Below are 14,725 nucleotides of genomic sequence, written 5' to 3'. Positions count from 1 at the left end.
GTTAGTACGCGGTGTGCGGACGCGTCGTATGGACCTCGAACTCTCGGACAAGACTGCACTGGTCGCCGCGTCGAGCAGCGGTCTCGGCCGGGCGATTGCCCACCGACTCCTCGACGAGGGCGCGGCCGTGATCATCACCTCGCGGAGCGAATCCAACCTCGAAACCGCGCGCGAGTCCCTGCTTGAGGCGACGGGCGTCGACCCGTCTCGACTGCTCACGCAGCGGTGTGACGTGACCAGTCGTGAGGACATCCAGACGGCGGTCGACGAGGCGGTCGAGAGGTTCGGGAGCCTCGACGTCCTCGTCAACAACCACGGTGGACCGCCGGCAGTGACGTTCGACGCAGCCACCGACGAGCAGTGGGACGACGCGTACGAACTCGTCATCAAGAGCAACGTCTGGCTGAGCGAGGCGGCGCTGCCGCATCTCGTCGCGAGCGAGGACGGCTCGCTCGTGACCGTCACCAGCGCCTCGGCGCGCGAACCGCCGGAGAACCACGCGCTCTCGAACGTCTTTCGGCTGGGGCTGTACGGGCTGACGAAAACCATCGCACGGGAGTACGCCCCCGACGTGCGTGCGAACTGCGTCGCGCCCCGGTACGTGATGACTGAGCGTATCGAGTACAAAATCGAACGCCGGGCGGAGTACGAAGAGGTCACCATCGAGGAGGCGATGCAGTCGCGCAACGACGAGGTCCTCCTCGACCGTCCCGGTCGTCCCGAGGAGTTCGCCACCGCTGTTGCCTTCTTGGCGTCTCCGCAGGCGAGCTACGTCACGGGCGACGTCCTCAGAGTCGACGGCGGCTGGACACGGGGCGCGCTGTAGAGTCGGGTTCGAGCGTCGCTCTTTCGGCTTCGTCTCTCTCCGCCTGACTGCGTCGCCACTGTGTGGTGTGGCGTCTGTGAGAAAATGGGTGGAGATGGGTCGGACGCTTAGAAGAGGTTCTCTTCGATGAGCGTGCGAATCTCGTCGTCCTGGTACAGCGTCTCGAACTTGTTGGCCGCGATGTCCTGGACGGGTTGTCCGACGAGCGGGTTGTGGTCCGGTTCGCTGAACGTGCTGGCGACGCTCTCTGCCACCTCTTCCGACTCGCCGGCCTGATTGAACGCCTCGACGTGGATGTCGTAGATCTCGTCGGACGTTCCCGGCGGGAGCCACGCCATGTGGTGGTCGTTGACGATTTCGCTCACCTTCGCCGCGGCTTCCTGCGGGTACGAGGTGTTCATAATGATGGCGTCTTCGTTGTTCGCCAGCGTCTTCTCCTCGCGGGAGGCCGTCGGAGACGTCTCGGGAAGCACTTGGCTGATTGCCTCGTAGAAGTCGGGCGTCGCCTCGGGGTTGACCATACAGAACTGCGTGTAGTACGCGTCGTTTCGCGTCGAGATGTTCGACACGTACGACCCGAAGTAGCCGTCCAGGTCACCGCGCTGGATGGCCGCGCGGGCTTCGCTCCCGCCGGACACGCCGACGAACTGCCAGTTGTCCTCGTTCAGCACCGGGTCGTTCGCCCGGAGGTACGTCGCGAACACCAGCTGCGCGGCGTTCGAGTAGGGGAACCGGAGGGTCTGCTCCTCGGCGAGGTTCTGGAAGTCCTCCCACGTCATCTCGAAGTGGTCCTCGACCGGCGTCGTCCGCGGGTTGAACTGCAGCGCCCGCGTGTCTGCGGAGAACCGGACGACCGCACGCAGCGTGCTGAGGTCGTAGTTCGCCTGGCTGGCACCGATCTGGTTCACGATGGCGGAGTTGATCCGCATCCCGCCGAGCCCACCGCCGTCTGTCGGGGTGTTGTTGGCCAGCTCGTTCATCAGGATGACGCCCTGCGCCCCGGGACGGTTCGTGACCGTCGTCGTGATGTCGCCGGGGTAGGCGTCGTTGTCGTCCATGTAGTTGAACCAGATCCGAGCCAGCAGGTCGATCAGCCCACCCGGGTCGGTGTCGACCATCATGTCGACGATGCTTCGAGCCGGTGGCCACTCGGACTGGCTCTCGGAGCCACCGTCGCCCGACCCGCCGTCGCCGCCCGAGCCACCATCGCCGCTGCCACCCGAGCCACCCGAGCCACCCGAGCCACCGTCGCCCGACCCGCCGTCGCCACCCGAGCCACCATCACCGGATCCCGACTGTCCCGAACAGCCAGCGATCCCGATCGTCCCTGCACCCGCGAGTCCACGAATGAATTGCCTCCTGTCTACCATGGTGCTACACTCCACCCTTTTTCCCATTATTAATAATTCTTTCTATGGGTGGATACTCCTTGTACACGTAATACACGTCGTGAAACTCGCCCGCAGACACGCGTGAGGGTCGGCCACGCCGGCAAACGCCCTCGTCGAAGGGGATTCGCACCGTCGCCGCGCTGGTCGACGATAGTCCTGAATCTCCGGGAGCGATGGTCGCGAAAAGAACAGTTCCCCGCAGGAGCGGGATCGAACCGGGACGGTCTGTCTGTGATCGGCGGCCCGCTCAGACGGAGATGTTCTCGATGTCCATGCAGGTGTTGAGGCCGCCGTCAACCTTGAGCACCTCGCCGGTGATGAACGACGCCTCGTCGGAGGCCATGAACCGGACCGCGCTCGCGACCTCTTCGGGCTCCGCGCGGCGGCGCAACGGCGTCGCCTCTTCCAGCTTCCGGAAGTTCTCCTTCTCGGTGGCGGTGAGTTCCCCGCGCTCGGTCTTCACTTTCCGCCCCGGGATGACGCTGTTGACCCGCACTCCGTTCGGGCCGAGTTCCGCCGCGAGCGTCTTCGTCAGACCGATGAGTCCCGTCTTCGTCACGACTCCGTGTGCCTTGGTTCGCCGTCCCTGTACCGCCATCAGCCCGAGGACGTTGACGATCGCACCCGATTCGTCCGGACGCATGTCCGCGTACGCCTTCTGCGAGAGCAGGAACGCCGACCGGAGGTTCACGTCTTGGACGTGCTGCCACTGTTCGAGCGTGATCTCCTCGAAGGGAACGGAGGGACGGATGGCCGCGTTGTTGACCAACACGTCGATAGGGCCGAGTTCGTCGCGGACGTCGGTGACCATCTGGTCGATGTCTTCGGTGCTTCCGAGGTCACCGAGTGTGATGGCCGCCTCACCACCGAGCGCCTCGACGGCCGCCGCGGTCTCCTCACACCCTTCCCGGTCGCTTCGGCCCGTGATGCCGACGTTCGCGCCGGATTCGGCGAGCGCGATGGCGATGGCTCGGCCCAGGTTCTTACTCGACCCTGTCACGAGCGCAGTCTTTCCTTCCAGTCCAGGATAACGTACCGTGTCAGTCTCCGCCATGATGCAGAGGGGGTCGTTCATCACATAAATAGCTGTTGGCAACGTCGGCGACTGCTACTCCCCCGATAAACGTTAGTTAAATATATGAGGGTGTGGTCGGATTTGACGCCAATGGTTGAGGCTTTACTCCCGCCAACAGTGGACGCAATAGTTCTGCAAGTACTCCCAGCGCTAGACCCAATCGTCCTGCAGGCGGTCCTCATCGACTACTTCGCGTGGCTGTTCGAGAATCTAAGGGGGGCCGCCAGCGTCGTCGCGAACAACTACCTCTTCTTGCTCACGGGCGTCATCGCGGGGATGGTTATCGGGACGATCCCCGGGATGGGCGGGACGGTCGTGCTGACGATCCTACTCCCGTTCACCCTCGCCTTACAACAGTATGAGGCGTTCGTGCTGTTGAGTGGTGCCCTCGGCGCGACGACGTTCTCGGGTTCGCTGACGGCGATCCTGATCAACACGCCGGGATCGAGCAGTAACGCGGCGACGCTCATCGACGGCTATCCGATGACGCAGAAGGGTGAGTCGGAGACGGCCATCACGATCTCGGCAATCTCCTCCGCGTCGGGGGCGGTGCTCGCGGCGAGTATCTTCATCCTCGCGATCCCGCTCATGATTCAGGTGGTCCTGTTGTTCGGCCCCTCAGAGATCTTCTGGATCGTCATGTTCGCGATCGTCATTATCCCGTTCGTGGTTGCGGACCGACCGCTGTTCGGCGTGCTCACCGGCGGTCTGGGGGCACTGGTCGCGTTCATCGGGGTCAGCCCGCAGACGGGCGAACCGCGCTTTACGTTCGGTATTCTCACGCTCAACGACGGCGTCGAACTGATCGCGATGCTCATCGGGTTCTTCGCGATCTCGGAGATCGTCCGGATCGCGTCGCTCGGCCGGAACACGATCGTCGACTTCGATCAGGTCGAACTCGCCGGGAGCAAGATGGAGGGGCTCCGCATCTTCCTCGCGAACAAGTGGCTCTGGTTCCGCTGCAGCATCATCGGGCTCGTCATCGGTGCGATTCCCGGCGCGGGTGGCTCTGCGGCGGCGTTCGTCGCGTACGCGCACGCGATTCAGTCCTCGCCCGACAAGGAGACGTTCGGGAAGGGGAACCCGCTCGGCATCCTCGCTCCCGAGTCGGCGAACGACGCGAAAGACGGCGGACAGCTGTTCCCGACGCTCGGCCTGGGTATCCCGGGTAGCGGGTCGATGGCCGTCTTCCTCGGCGCGATGCTCATGCACGGCGTCTTCCCCGGTCCGACGGTCCTGACCGACAACACGGAGCTGGTGCTCATCATCGCGCTGTCGGTCCTCTGCTCGAACGTGATGACCTCGATCATCGGCCTCGCGGTGGCCAACAAGGCGACGTACATCCTGCGCGTCCCGGTGCCGCTCCTCCTGACGGGAATCACCGTCCTCTCGTTGACCTCAGTGCTGGTCGTCCGAAACGCGGCCGTCGACATGCTCGTCACGGTCGTCTTCGCCGTACTCGGCATCATCATGGTCTACCTCGAGATCAACCGCATACCGTTCCTCATCGCGTTCGTCCTCGCGGGGATCCTCGAACGGCAGTACCACCTGGCGACTCAGTTCGCGGGCGGCGACAGGCTCGGCGCGTTCTTCGGCGCTCCTCTCGACCAGTTGCTGATCGCGATCTTCGTTATCTCTCTCGTCTTGCTCGTGATTCCGCGGGAGAAGCTGCTCGAACGCTTCGTCGGTTAGTGTCCCCCCGTTCGGACTCCGTCTCGTCGACGCCGACACCGGCTGGGGATCGCTGACCACCCGTTGCCATCCGACCGCTGTTTTTGCTCTCAATCGCGTCGTCGTCCATCTCCGACCGGTGTCGCATCGTTCGTCCCCGACCTCTCCAGCCGGTCGTAGGTCTCGTTCGACTGACCGTCCGCGATGGTTCGTCCCGGATCCCATCGGGATCGTCTCCGGAGTACCGACACCCACTGGCGAGTGGGTGCTGTCATCGATCCCCGACGTATGTCGCGGACGCGTCCGGAGACCTGCCTGCCGCTGGGCTGATGCCGAACGGGAGCGACCCGGGTCGGACGGCCTGTCCACCGTGTCAGCTCCCACAGAACCGGCCGACCGACTCTCGCCGCCGCCCGGCTGCCATGTCGGCGAGCGATCGCGCCACGGCTGTCGCGCACGGTCACGAGAGCAGTACAGTGACGTGCGGTCCCCGGCACGGTCGACGGCGCGGACGCGTATCCCCGTCCGCTGCCACCACTCTCGCATGGTTCCGAGGACATCTGAAAACACGGAGGCCGCCGCCACCGACGACGCGCCGACAGCCGCGTCTGAGGATCCTATCACGAGAGAACAGTGTTCGGATTCGTCGGTTCGGTACGCCGGTCGACCACCGGTTCGGATACGGGCGGGCAGGGGTTCGCGCGTTACGGTAGGAACCCGAGGCGCCAGACCGACGAGACCCGAAGGAACTCGACGAAGAGGACGTACAGCACGCCGATGATGATCGCGGTCCACCCGAGAGCGAGCGGGATTCGCCGCTTTAACTCCGACGTCTCGTTGATCATAATATACACGATGCTGAACACCGCCGACATGGTGAAGAAGCCGATGTAGGTGATACTGAGAACGTAGGCGGTGACCCACACCAGCTCCTTGGCCACGCCGATCATGTTCAGGTCGTACAGGCCCGACATCGCACTGTCGTCCTCCTCCTCTTCCTCGTCGGCTCCGAAGTCGAAGCCCGCGCTCGTGTCCGACATCCCGACTTTCGCGCTGATCCGTTCCCCCCCGAACTTCATCACCAGGATGCCGATCAACGTGGCTCCGACGAGGTACAGCATGAACTGGGGGACGATCGCGGACGTATCGAGGAACGTCGTCGTCTCGATGTACGCGGTGATTACGACCATACCCACGACGAAGAGAAAGAGGAACTCGTACGGTTCCTCTCGAACCTTTTCGAGCATAAAAGTGGCTTGACTACAGAGGCTATTAAAGATATTCCCCCGTGCCGGCGGGAGAGCGGATCGGGGCGACGCACGAGAGTCGCCGTCTCCGGCCCGGTGCGGCCGGATCCGAGACTACTCGTCCGAGTCTGCAGTCGGCACGGCCACCACCGGCACGTCGGACTCCAAGAGGAGCGACTGTGCGGTGCTACCGAAAAGTACCTTCCCTGTCGGCGACCGCCGCCGCGGCCCGACGACTACGTACCGCGCGTCGTGTTCGTCGGCGTGCGAGAGTATGTTGTCGACGGCGCCGCCGACGAGGCCGACCCGTTCGACCGAGTCGCCGAAGTCGGCCGCGATCTCTTCTGCGATCGCTTCTGCGTGCTCTCGAATACGGTCGACGTCGACCGCGTGTCCGGTCTTTTCGATCTCGGTACGCTCCATCTCGATGAATTTCGACCGGCTCAACACGTACACCACGTGGACGGACTCTCCGAACGCATCCCCCAGCTCCTTCGCCTCCTGAATCACGTTGGCGGCGCGTTTCGATCGGTCGACAGCCGCAATGATAACCATAGCCAGATTCCTCGGCGCGCGCGTATTAGCTTTTCCGCCAACGCGGACAGAACCCGTCCCCAACGGACAACGAGGCGGTCGTCAGGCGCGGCTGAGCAGGCCGACCAGTTCCCGCGCGTCGATCTCGTCGAGGCTGCGGACGGCGTCGACGATCGCGTCCTGTTCGGCGGGCGTGTAGACGCCCTCCGCGAGCGCCGCGAACTTCTCGCCGAGTTGCTCCCACGACATCGGGGTGGCGGGGTGGCCCTCGAAGTACGACTTCTCGATCTCGTGGACCGTCCCGTCGGTGAGCGTCACCCGTACGACGGCGGGCATCTCGCCGTTCTCGTACCGCTCGGTGAGTTCGGGGTCCTCCCTGATGTGGATCCGCTTGAGGAGGTCCTGGACGTCGTCGCTGCGGACGCGGTCGAGTTCGTACTGGTCGTGGCCGAGTTCGCCGTCGAGCGCGAGCACGGCCATCGTGTACGGGAGGCTGTGGTCGGCCTGCTCGCGGTTCTGGACGTTGTGTCGGTTCCCCGACTCGCCTTCTTTCCCCGTGCCGCCCATGATGATCTTCGCCCGCTTGTACGTCTCCACCTCGATCTTCTCGATGTCGGCGGCGTCGATCGACTCCCGCTCCAACAGCTCTTCGAGCCCGTCTAGCTGTGTCTGGGCGACCGTCCCCGCCATGTACTTCTTCGTCATCGTCTCCGTGACGGCCTCGCCGGGCGTGTACGACACCTCGAACGGCCCCGAGATGATCTGCTTCCAGCCCTTCTGCCCCTCGAACACGTCGACCGGTCCCTCCATGCCGTTGTTCGCCAGCATGACAGCGTAGACGGCGTTCCGCCCCGCGTTCGACGCCGACAGGCCCTTCCACATCGTGAGGTCGCCCGTCCGCGTCACCCGCAGCGCGTTGTGGCCGGCCCCGGCGATACCGATCGCGTTCATCATCGCCTCGCGGTCGAGGCCGAACAGCGTCCCCGCCCCCGCCGCCGAGGCGAACGCGACGTACGTCCCGTGGTCCCAGCCGCGGTCCATGAGCGGGGCGTTCTTGCCCAGCTGGTAGTGGATCTCGTACGCGATGGCGATCGCCCGGAGCAACGCCGCGCCCGACGCGTCGGTGTACTCGGCGGCGGCGACCGCGGGCGCGACGTTGTTGCTCGGGTGGGGCACCTCGCCCGAGAGGAGGTACGCGTCCATGAAGTCGAGATACCGGACCATCCCGCCGTTGAGCGCCGTCGCCAGCGGCGGCGAGGTCCGCATGTCGGAGCCCCAGATGCTCGTCGTCCCGTCGTGGTCGAGTTCGGTCACCGTCTCGCGGAGGATCTCGATCGGCTCGGCGTCGGTCGACCCGCTCGCGATCGCGATCGAGTCGAGGAGTCGCTTCTTCGTCTCGTCGATCACCTCGTCGGAGAGGTCTTCGAAGCTCGTCGCTCGCGCGAAGTCGGCCATCTCGGCGGCTGTCGTCATGACAGTTCGCGTTCTCCCAGCCGAGCGAAGTAGCTTGTGATTCGCGCCACCGCTGCCGAGAGTTCGACCGGACGACCTGCCCCGACCGAACCGCTTATCATTGCAGGAATCGTCGCCATCGGCGACACGCGGCCGCGCCACACGCTCACGACGCGGCCGTCCCCGAGACCGACCGTCCTCCGGTCGTCACCGTCCGAGCGGAGACTGATACGACAATGGACTCACTCACGGACCGCCTCACGCTCGCCCGCGCGCGACAGTTGCTCGGGACGTTCGACGTGCTCGTGTTCATGTCGTTGCTCTGGCTCTTGGTCCAGTATCTCCGGTTCGTCTTCCCCCCGCTGTTCGAGACGATCCAGACCGAGTACGGCGTCTCGAACGCCGATGTCGGGATCATGTACTCGGCGCTCCTGTTCGCGTACGCCATCATGCAGTTCCCCTCGGGCTACCTCTCGGACCGGTTCAGCGAGCGGGGGGTGCTCACCGCGGGCGCGGTCGTCTTCGCGGTCGGATCACTGTTCGTGTTCCTCTCGGCTCCGTTCTGGTCGTTGCTCGTCGGCGTCGGACTGATCGGCCTAGGCACCGGGACCCACAAGACGGTCGCGATCAACATGCTGTCGCGGCTGTACCCCTCGCGGACGGGTCTCTCGGTCGGCGTGATGGACACGGTCGGGCAGGCCGGGGGGGCGCTCGCCCCCGTGACGGTCGTGGCCGTGCTGGCGGTCGCGGTCGACTGGCGAGCGATCTTCCTCGTCGGTGCCGTCGCCATCGTGGCGTCGGCGTACGGCTTCCACCACAGTGCTCCCGGGCCGTCGGAGCAGTCCGAGACGGACGCCGCCGAAGCCGCTGACGAGACCCACGGGGCCGACGGGACCGATGGGACCGACGAACCCGGCGGGACCGACGACACGGCGTCCGGCCGTGCGTACCTCCAGTTGTTCCGGTACTACCACTTCTCGGCGTTCGTCGCCGTCTCGTCGACGTTCACGTTCGCGTGGGTCGGGCTGACCTCCTTCTACCCGCTCTACCTGAGTAACGTCGCCTCCTTTTCGGCCGGCACCGCCGGCGCGCTGTACAGCTTCCTCTTCGTCCTCAGCGTGAGCCAGCCGCTCGCGGGGAGCCTCAGCGACCGCTTCGACGCGACGACGATCGTCCTCCTCACGTTCTGTTGCATCGTGGTGGGGCTGGTCGGCGTCCTCTTCTCGCGGACGCTCCTCGCCTTCGGTGCCACGACCGTTCTCCTCGGCCTCGGCTTCCACGGCTTCCGGCCCGTCCGCGGTGCGTACCTGATGCAGATCATCCCCGCGGCGGTCGGCGGCGGCGTGCTCGGCCTCGTCCGGACCGTCATGATCGTCCTGAGTTCGCTCGCGCCGACGCTTCTCGGCTTCACCGCCGACGCGTTCGGACTCGCCGCCGCCTTCGGCGTCCTCGTCGCGGTTTCGTCGGTGGGACTCGTCCTCGTTCTGTCGCTCAAACTCGTCCCGATGCCGCCCGAAGACGAGATCGTCTGACCCGCGATCGTGTGCCTGCGGCGCGGGCGTCCGATCCCTGCCCCGTCACTCCTCGGGCAGGTACTCCTCCTCCCACGCGAGCACCTCGGGCACGCCCGAGAAGTGGTCGTAGCTCTCGATCGGGGCGTCCTCGAACGCCGCTTTCGTGTCGCGCCACGCGTCCATTCCCTCCGTCCGGAGCTGTCCGAACCGCTCGAACAGCGCCGTGATCGTCGGCAGCGTCGACAGCCGGGGGAACATCACGACGTCGTAGCCGAGCCGCTCCGCGCGGTCGATCGGGACGATCGGGGAGCCGCCGCTACAGTTGTACAACAGCGGCGCGTCGACCGCCTCGCCCACGCGTTCGAGCTCCGCGACGTCCGCCGCGCCCTGGACGAACGCCACGTCCGCGCCCGCCTCGCAGTAGGCGTTGACCCGGTCGATCGCCTCCTCGAGGGTGCCGTCGGGTGCGCCGCGGGCGTCCGTCCTGGCGATGAGCACCAGGTCGGAGTCGTGCTCGTCGCGGACGTCCGCCGCGGCGCGGAACTTCCCGACGGCTTCGGGCTTCGAGATCACCCGCTTCCCGTCGACGAACCCACAGCGCTTCGGGAACGACTGATCCTCGATGTGGATCCCTCCGACGCCCGCCGCCGCGAACTCCCTGACGGTCCGCGTGACGTTGATCGCGTTGCCGAAGCCGTTGTCGGCGTCGGAGATGAGCGGGATGTCCACCGCCTGCTGGATGTACTTCGCGTTCTCGACCATCTCGGGGAGCGTGAGGACGCCGACGTCCGGCTGGCCGATCTTCGCGAGCGACGTCCCGTTGCCCGTCATGGCGACGAGGTCGAAGCCGGCCTCTTCTGCGACCCGCGCCGACAGCGGGTCGTGGACGCCGGGCGCGACGGCGATCCCGTCGCTGTCGAGTAGTGCTCTGAGTCTGCGACCGTAGCTCATACCCCGCTCTCCGCGGCACGCGACACTAAAGATACCGGAGCCGGTGACGGCCCGGACGCCGAGGCTGGCGACGACCCGAACACGGAAACCGGCGGTGACGTATGACCCCCCTGCCGTCGCTGACAACCACCGCTTCCACAAGCTAATTATACGGATTCCGCGAACGGAGGGACAACGACAACACCGTGACCTCTCTTCGCACACAGGCGGTCAGTGACGCCCGGACCGTCCTCCACGACCTCTGGCGCGGGGGCAAGGGGTGGATCCTCCTCACGGTCAGTGCCGGCTGGTTCCTCTCGATCGGCGGCCGCTACCTCTACCCGTCGGTCCTGCCGTTCCTCCGGCAGACGTTCGGCTTCGACCTGACGACCGCGGGGCTGCTCCTCAGCGCGCTCTGGTTCGCCTACGCGCTCGGGCAGTTCCCGGGCGGACTCCTTGGCGATCGGATCGGCGAGGGGAACATCCTGGTCATCAGCACGGCGATCTGCGCGGCCGCGATGCTCCTCGTGTCGGTCTCGGTCACCGTCTGGATGCTCTTTCTCGCGACGGCCGCGTTCGGCTTCGGGACCGCGCTCTACGGTCCTCATCGGTTCACGATCTTCACCGACATCTACACCGACCGGGCGGGGACCGCGGTCGGGCTGACGATGGCGTTCGGGAGCATCGGCAACACGGTGCTTCCGGCCGTCGCCGCGGCCATCGCCGGCTACGCGACCTGGCGGCTGGGCTTCGGTTTCGTCGTCCCGTTGTTCGTCGTCATGGCGGTCGGCATCTGGATCGTCGTCCCCTCCCGCACCTCTACCGCCGCGTCCGAGGACGGTGACGGCGACGACGGCGACGCTGCGGGCGCGTCGCTGTCGGCGGCGTCGATCCGCCGGCTCCTCTCGACGGTCAAACGCGGCGGGATCCCGACTGTCGTCGTCGTCCACATCGCCCTCGCGTTCGTCAGCCAGGGCTTTCTCGGCTTCTACCCGACGTACCTGATCGAGGCCAAGGGCTTTTCTCCCCAACTGGCGGCCGTCGTCTTCGGCCTCTACTTCGCGGCCGGCACGGTCGTCCAGCCGCTCACCGGAATGAGCAAGGACCGCTTCGGCGCGAAGTGGACGCTCGCGCTCCTCGCCGGCGTCTTCTTCGTCGGGCTGGTCGCACTGCAGTTCGGCCAGACTCTCCCGCACTTCCTGCTGTTGACGGTCCTGTTGAGCCATCGAAACGGTGTCGGCGTCGTCACGAACACGTACATCGCGGACACGCTCCCGACGGACATCAAAGGCTCCGGCCTCGGCCTGCTCCGGACCAGCTGGCTCCTGATCGGCGCGACGAGCCCGATCCTCGTCGGCTACCTCGGCGACCTCGGCCGGCTCACGGACGCGTTCGTGGTCCTCGCGGGCGTCGCGGGCGTCGCGACGCTTCTCACCCTGCTCATCCCGACCCGGTCAGAAGAGGCTGTGTGACCAGCCGCCGTCGACGTTCAGGCTGTGGCCCGTGATGTAACTCGCCGCGGGCGAGGAGACGAACGCGACGGCTCGACCGAACTCCGCTAGTTCGCCGTACCGGCCGAGCGGGATGATGTCGGCGATGAACTCCGCGCGCGCCTCCTCGTACGACAGGCCGTGCTCCTCGGCGTAGCGGCCGATGTGCGTCGTCCGGTCCTTCTCGGTCTCCGTGACCGGACCGACCTTCTTCGGGCAGACGCAGTTCACGCGGACCCCCTCCTCGGCGTACTCGTGTGCGAGCGACTTCGCGAGCCCGTAGATCCCCGGCCGGATCGTGTTCGCCAGCACGTGGTTCGCCTCCGGCTGCTGGGCCGACGTGGCGATGAGGTTCGTGATCGCGCCGTCGCCGTCGCCCTCCTGTAGCGCCGGGAGCGCGGCGTCGATCGCCACGATGACGCTCTTGAGCACCGTCTCGTACACCTCGTCGAACTGGTCGATCGTCGCCTCCGCGAACCCGATCTTCGGCGGGCCGGCGCTGTTGGTCACGAGGACGTCCAGCCCACCGAGCCGGTCGATCGCCGTCTCGACCCGGTCGCCGACCGACGCCGGATCGGACAGGTCACAGGTGAGCGTCACGACGCGGTCGTCGTCGACGCCGGTCGCCTCGACGATCTCCGCTTTGGCCGTCCGGAGGTTCGATTCGCTCCGCGAACTGATCGCGACGCGGGCTCCCTCGTCCACGAGCGCCCGTGCGGCGGCGTGGCCGATCCCCTGGCTCGACGCGAGCACCAGCGCCCGCGTGTCGGCGAGTTGTAGATCCATGAATCCTCTATGACTCCCTCCCCAGCGGACGAATTAAAGCCGCGGTTCGTGGTGAATCCCGCCGGATGCCCGGCTGATCGACCCCCGGCCGGTCACTCACTCCCCTCGACGAGGTGCTCCTCCCAGTCGAGGTACTGGCGCATCTCCGCTCGCCCCTGGCCGTACGGCTTCCGCTCGGCACGGCGGGGCGCGCGGACCATTCCCTCCTCGCCGTCGTCGGTGGCGAAGCCGGCCTCGCGCCACGCGTCGACGCCACCCCGAAGCGCCGCGACGTCAAGCCCCTCGACCGCGGCGTCGACCGCGGCCGCGGCGGACGCCGACCGCGTCCCGTCCCGACAGCTCAGGACGATCGGGTCGTCCGTCTCGATCCGCCCGGCTTCGAGGTCGGCGTCGAGGTCGTACCGCGAGGTCCACCGCGCCCCGGGGACGTGCGCGTCGACGAAGGCCTCGCTGTCGTCCACGTCGACGACGGTCACGGCCTCGCGTTCGAGGCGCTCCGCGAGCGTCGAGGGACCGACGCACGCGACGCGCTCGTCGACGAGGTCCGCGTCGATCCGCTCGGAGGCGTCAGAGCTCTCGACGAGGGGCCTGCCGTCATCGGTCCACGCCTCGATCCCGCCGTCGAGAACGGAGACACGCGCGAAGCCCATCTCCGCAAGCCAGTAGGCGGTGATCGCCGACCGGACGTGCGTCTCCGAGACGAGGACGATCTCGGCGTCACGGACCGCCAGATGTGCCTCGGCCGTCTGGATGAGTTGGCCGCCCGGCACGGAGATGGCGTCCGGAAGGTGCCCCGCGTCGTACTCGGCCTCGCGGCGGACGTCGATCACGGACACCGACTGCGTGGGGGGAACCGACTCCGGGAGGGCGGCAACGTCAGCGGGTGGCAGGCGCGAGACGCCCGCGTCGTCCAGCAACGCTTCGGCCGACTCGCGGAGGCGCGCGACGCGCTCGGTGTCCGGTGCTCGCTCCGCCGGCCGGCCGGGCCCGTCGGCCAGGTCGTGACCGGCCAACTGCCAGCCCATCGTCCCGTTTTCGAGTTCGTACACCTCGGAGACGCCGAGGGCGTCGAGCGTCGCGGTCCCGATGATGCTCCGGGTTCGGCCCGCGCAGTTCACGACGATCGGCTGGTCGTCGTCGCGGAGTTCCTCGGCGTACAGCGCGAGGTCGACGCCCTCGACGTTGACCGCGTCCGGAACCGTCCCCCAGCGGCGGTACTCTTCGGGGTTCCGCACGTCGATCACGAGCGGGTCCGCCCCGTCGCGCAGGTCGGCCAACTCCGACGGCCCGATCGTGGGGAGGTCCCGTTCGGCCGCGACCCGTTCGCCGAACCGCTTGCTGGTGTAGTTGAGCGCCGTCGCGTGGACGTGCCCGACCGCCTCGACGAGATCGAACCCCGCCTCGGACCACGCCTCGACCCCGCCGTCGAGAAAGGAGACGTCCTCGTAGCCGAGTTCCGTGAGCCACCGCGCGTCCCGGGGAGCGCGGTCGCCGCGTCGGTCACAGAGGACGATCGGGGTCGCTCGGTTCGGGACGAGCGCGGGCAGTCGGCGTTCGAGGTCGCGCCGGGGGACGAACGTACAGTCGGGGATGTGGCCCTCGACGTAGTCGAGCGAGTCGCGGACGTCCAGCAGGGCGAGGGGATCGTCGGTATCGAGCGCTGTACGGAGCGCCTGAGGTGACAGTGGCTCGGTCATGGTTCGAAGCGTGCTGGCTTCGCAGTCGGGGCACGAACGCAAAAACACACGGGGTCGTTCCGGAGTTGTTACCACAATTGGCCGGAGGCGGAACACGCAAGAGGGCGATGGC

At 66.7% G+C, this 14,725-nt stretch carries 12 protein-coding genes; 4 read left to right on the top strand and 8 right to left on the bottom strand.

Annotation, left to right across the window (positions count from 1 at the left end; translation table 11 throughout):
• Positions 1-28 precede the first annotated feature (28 nt).
• Positions 29-826: an SDR family oxidoreductase gene (locus tag NKJ07_RS11955; RefSeq protein ID WP_318567045.1), complete on the top strand. Its 798-nt coding sequence runs from the start codon at positions 29-31 to the stop codon at positions 824-826.
• Between the two features lie 107 nt (positions 827-933).
• Here the strand turns inward: NKJ07_RS11955 and NKJ07_RS11950 are convergent, their stop codons facing one another.
• Together NKJ07_RS11950 and NKJ07_RS11945 are read right to left on the bottom strand one after the other, a co-directional pair.
• Complete coding sequence (locus NKJ07_RS11950) at positions 934-2,196, bottom strand: type 2 periplasmic-binding domain-containing protein (RefSeq protein WP_318567044.1); 1,263 nt, start codon at positions 2,194-2,196, stop codon at positions 934-936.
• Positions 2,197-2,464: 268 nt separating this feature from the next.
• Positions 2,465-3,271: an SDR family NAD(P)-dependent oxidoreductase gene (locus NKJ07_RS11945; protein ID WP_318567043.1), complete on the bottom strand. Its 807-nt coding sequence runs from the start codon at positions 3,269-3,271 to the stop codon at positions 2,465-2,467.
• Between the two features lie 111 nt (positions 3,272-3,382).
• Here NKJ07_RS11945 and NKJ07_RS11940 point away from each other — a divergent pair, with 111 nt between their 5' ends.
• Positions 3,383-4,984, top strand: coding sequence for a tripartite tricarboxylate transporter permease (locus NKJ07_RS11940; RefSeq protein ID WP_318567042.1), 1,602 nt, complete (start codon positions 3,383-3,385; stop codon positions 4,982-4,984).
• A 683-nt stretch (positions 4,985-5,667) separates the two neighbouring features.
• Here the strand turns inward: NKJ07_RS11940 and NKJ07_RS11935 are convergent.
• The 3 genes from NKJ07_RS11935 to NKJ07_RS11925 form a co-directional block, all read right to left on the bottom strand.
• Positions 5,668-6,210 (bottom strand): tripartite tricarboxylate transporter TctB family protein, encoded by a 543-nt coding sequence (locus NKJ07_RS11935; RefSeq protein WP_318567041.1) that lies wholly within the window; start codon positions 6,208-6,210, stop codon positions 5,668-5,670.
• A 114-nt stretch (positions 6,211-6,324) separates the two neighbouring features.
• Positions 6,325-6,765 (bottom strand): universal stress protein, encoded by a 441-nt coding sequence (locus tag NKJ07_RS11930; RefSeq protein ID WP_318567040.1) that lies wholly within the window; start codon positions 6,763-6,765, stop codon positions 6,325-6,327.
• Positions 6,766-6,846: 81 nt separating this feature from the next.
• Entirely contained in the window at positions 6,847-8,217 is a 1,371-nt protein-coding gene (locus tag NKJ07_RS11925; protein WP_318567039.1) for an MmgE/PrpD family protein, read from the bottom strand.
• A 215-nt stretch (positions 8,218-8,432) separates the two neighbouring features.
• On the opposite strand from NKJ07_RS11925, the gene NKJ07_RS11920 reads away from it, so the two are divergent.
• Positions 8,433-9,728, top strand: a complete 1,296-nt coding sequence (locus NKJ07_RS11920) for an MFS transporter (RefSeq protein ID WP_318567038.1) — start codon at positions 8,433-8,435, stop codon at positions 9,726-9,728.
• A 45-nt stretch (positions 9,729-9,773) separates the two neighbouring features.
• Here NKJ07_RS11920 and NKJ07_RS11915 read toward each other — a convergent pair whose 3' ends face one another.
• Positions 9,774-10,661 carry an isocitrate lyase/PEP mutase family protein gene (locus NKJ07_RS11915; RefSeq protein WP_318567037.1) on the bottom strand — a complete coding sequence of 296 codons (888 nt, stop codon included), beginning with the start codon at positions 10,659-10,661 and terminating at the stop codon, positions 9,774-9,776.
• A gap of 185 nt (positions 10,662-10,846) precedes the next feature.
• Between NKJ07_RS11915 and NKJ07_RS11910 the strand changes: the two genes are divergently transcribed.
• Positions 10,847-12,112, top strand: a complete 1,266-nt coding sequence (locus tag NKJ07_RS11910; RefSeq protein ID WP_318567036.1) for an MFS transporter — start codon at positions 10,847-10,849, stop codon at positions 12,110-12,112.
• Here the strand turns inward: NKJ07_RS11910 and NKJ07_RS11905 are convergent.
• Both NKJ07_RS11905 and NKJ07_RS11900 read right to left on the bottom strand, forming a co-directional pair.
• Positions 12,095-12,916 (bottom strand): SDR family oxidoreductase, encoded by an 822-nt coding sequence (locus NKJ07_RS11905; RefSeq protein ID WP_318567035.1) that lies wholly within the window; start codon positions 12,914-12,916, stop codon positions 12,095-12,097. The genes NKJ07_RS11910 and NKJ07_RS11905 overlap by 18 nt on opposite strands.
• Before the next feature lie 92 nt (positions 12,917-13,008).
• Positions 13,009-14,613: a rhodanese-like domain-containing protein gene (locus NKJ07_RS11900; RefSeq protein WP_318567034.1), complete on the bottom strand. Its 1,605-nt coding sequence runs from the start codon at positions 14,611-14,613 to the stop codon at positions 13,009-13,011.
• Positions 14,614-14,725: the final 112 nt, after the last annotated feature.

The organism is Salinigranum marinum, assembly GCF_024228675.1.
Classification (GTDB): Archaea; Halobacteriota; Halobacteria; order Halobacteriales; family Haloferacaceae; genus Salinigranum; species Salinigranum marinum.
The sequence above is the reverse complement of the archived record's forward strand: the minus strand, read 5'-3'. Positions and strand labels throughout refer to the sequence as shown.

What these genes read in the sequence shown, in the direction of transcription:
- NKJ07_RS11955 (WP_318567045.1), top strand. Translation starts at nt 29, where the DNA reads ATGGACCTCGAACTCTCGGACAAGACTGCACTGGTCGCCGCGTCGAGC.
- NKJ07_RS11950 (WP_318567044.1), bottom strand. Translation starts at nt 2,196, where the DNA reads ATGGTAGACAGGAGGCAATTCATTCGTGGACTCGCGGGTGCAGGGACG.
- NKJ07_RS11945 (WP_318567043.1), bottom strand. Translation starts at nt 3,271, where the DNA reads ATGGCGGAGACTGACACGGTACGTTATCCTGGACTGGAAGGAAAGACT.
- NKJ07_RS11940 (WP_318567042.1), top strand. Translation starts at nt 3,383, where the DNA reads ATGGTTGAGGCTTTACTCCCGCCAACAGTGGACGCAATAGTTCTGCAA.
- NKJ07_RS11935 (WP_318567041.1), bottom strand. Translation starts at nt 6,210, where the DNA reads ATGCTCGAAAAGGTTCGAGAGGAACCGTACGAGTTCCTCTTTCTCTTC.
- NKJ07_RS11930 (WP_318567040.1), bottom strand. Translation starts at nt 6,765, where the DNA reads ATGGTTATCATTGCGGCTGTCGACCGATCGAAACGCGCCGCCAACGTG.
- NKJ07_RS11925 (WP_318567039.1), bottom strand. Translation starts at nt 8,217, where the DNA reads ATGACGACAGCCGCCGAGATGGCCGACTTCGCGCGAGCGACGAGCTTC.
- NKJ07_RS11920 (WP_318567038.1), top strand. Translation starts at nt 8,433, where the DNA reads ATGGACTCACTCACGGACCGCCTCACGCTCGCCCGCGCGCGACAGTTG.
- NKJ07_RS11915 (WP_318567037.1), bottom strand. Translation starts at nt 10,661, where the DNA reads ATGAGCTACGGTCGCAGACTCAGAGCACTACTCGACAGCGACGGGATC.
- NKJ07_RS11905 (WP_318567035.1), bottom strand. Translation starts at nt 12,916, where the DNA reads ATGGATCTACAACTCGCCGACACGCGGGCGCTGGTGCTCGCGTCGAGC.
- NKJ07_RS11900 (WP_318567034.1), bottom strand. Translation starts at nt 14,613, where the DNA reads ATGACCGAGCCACTGTCACCTCAGGCGCTCCGTACAGCGCTCGATACC.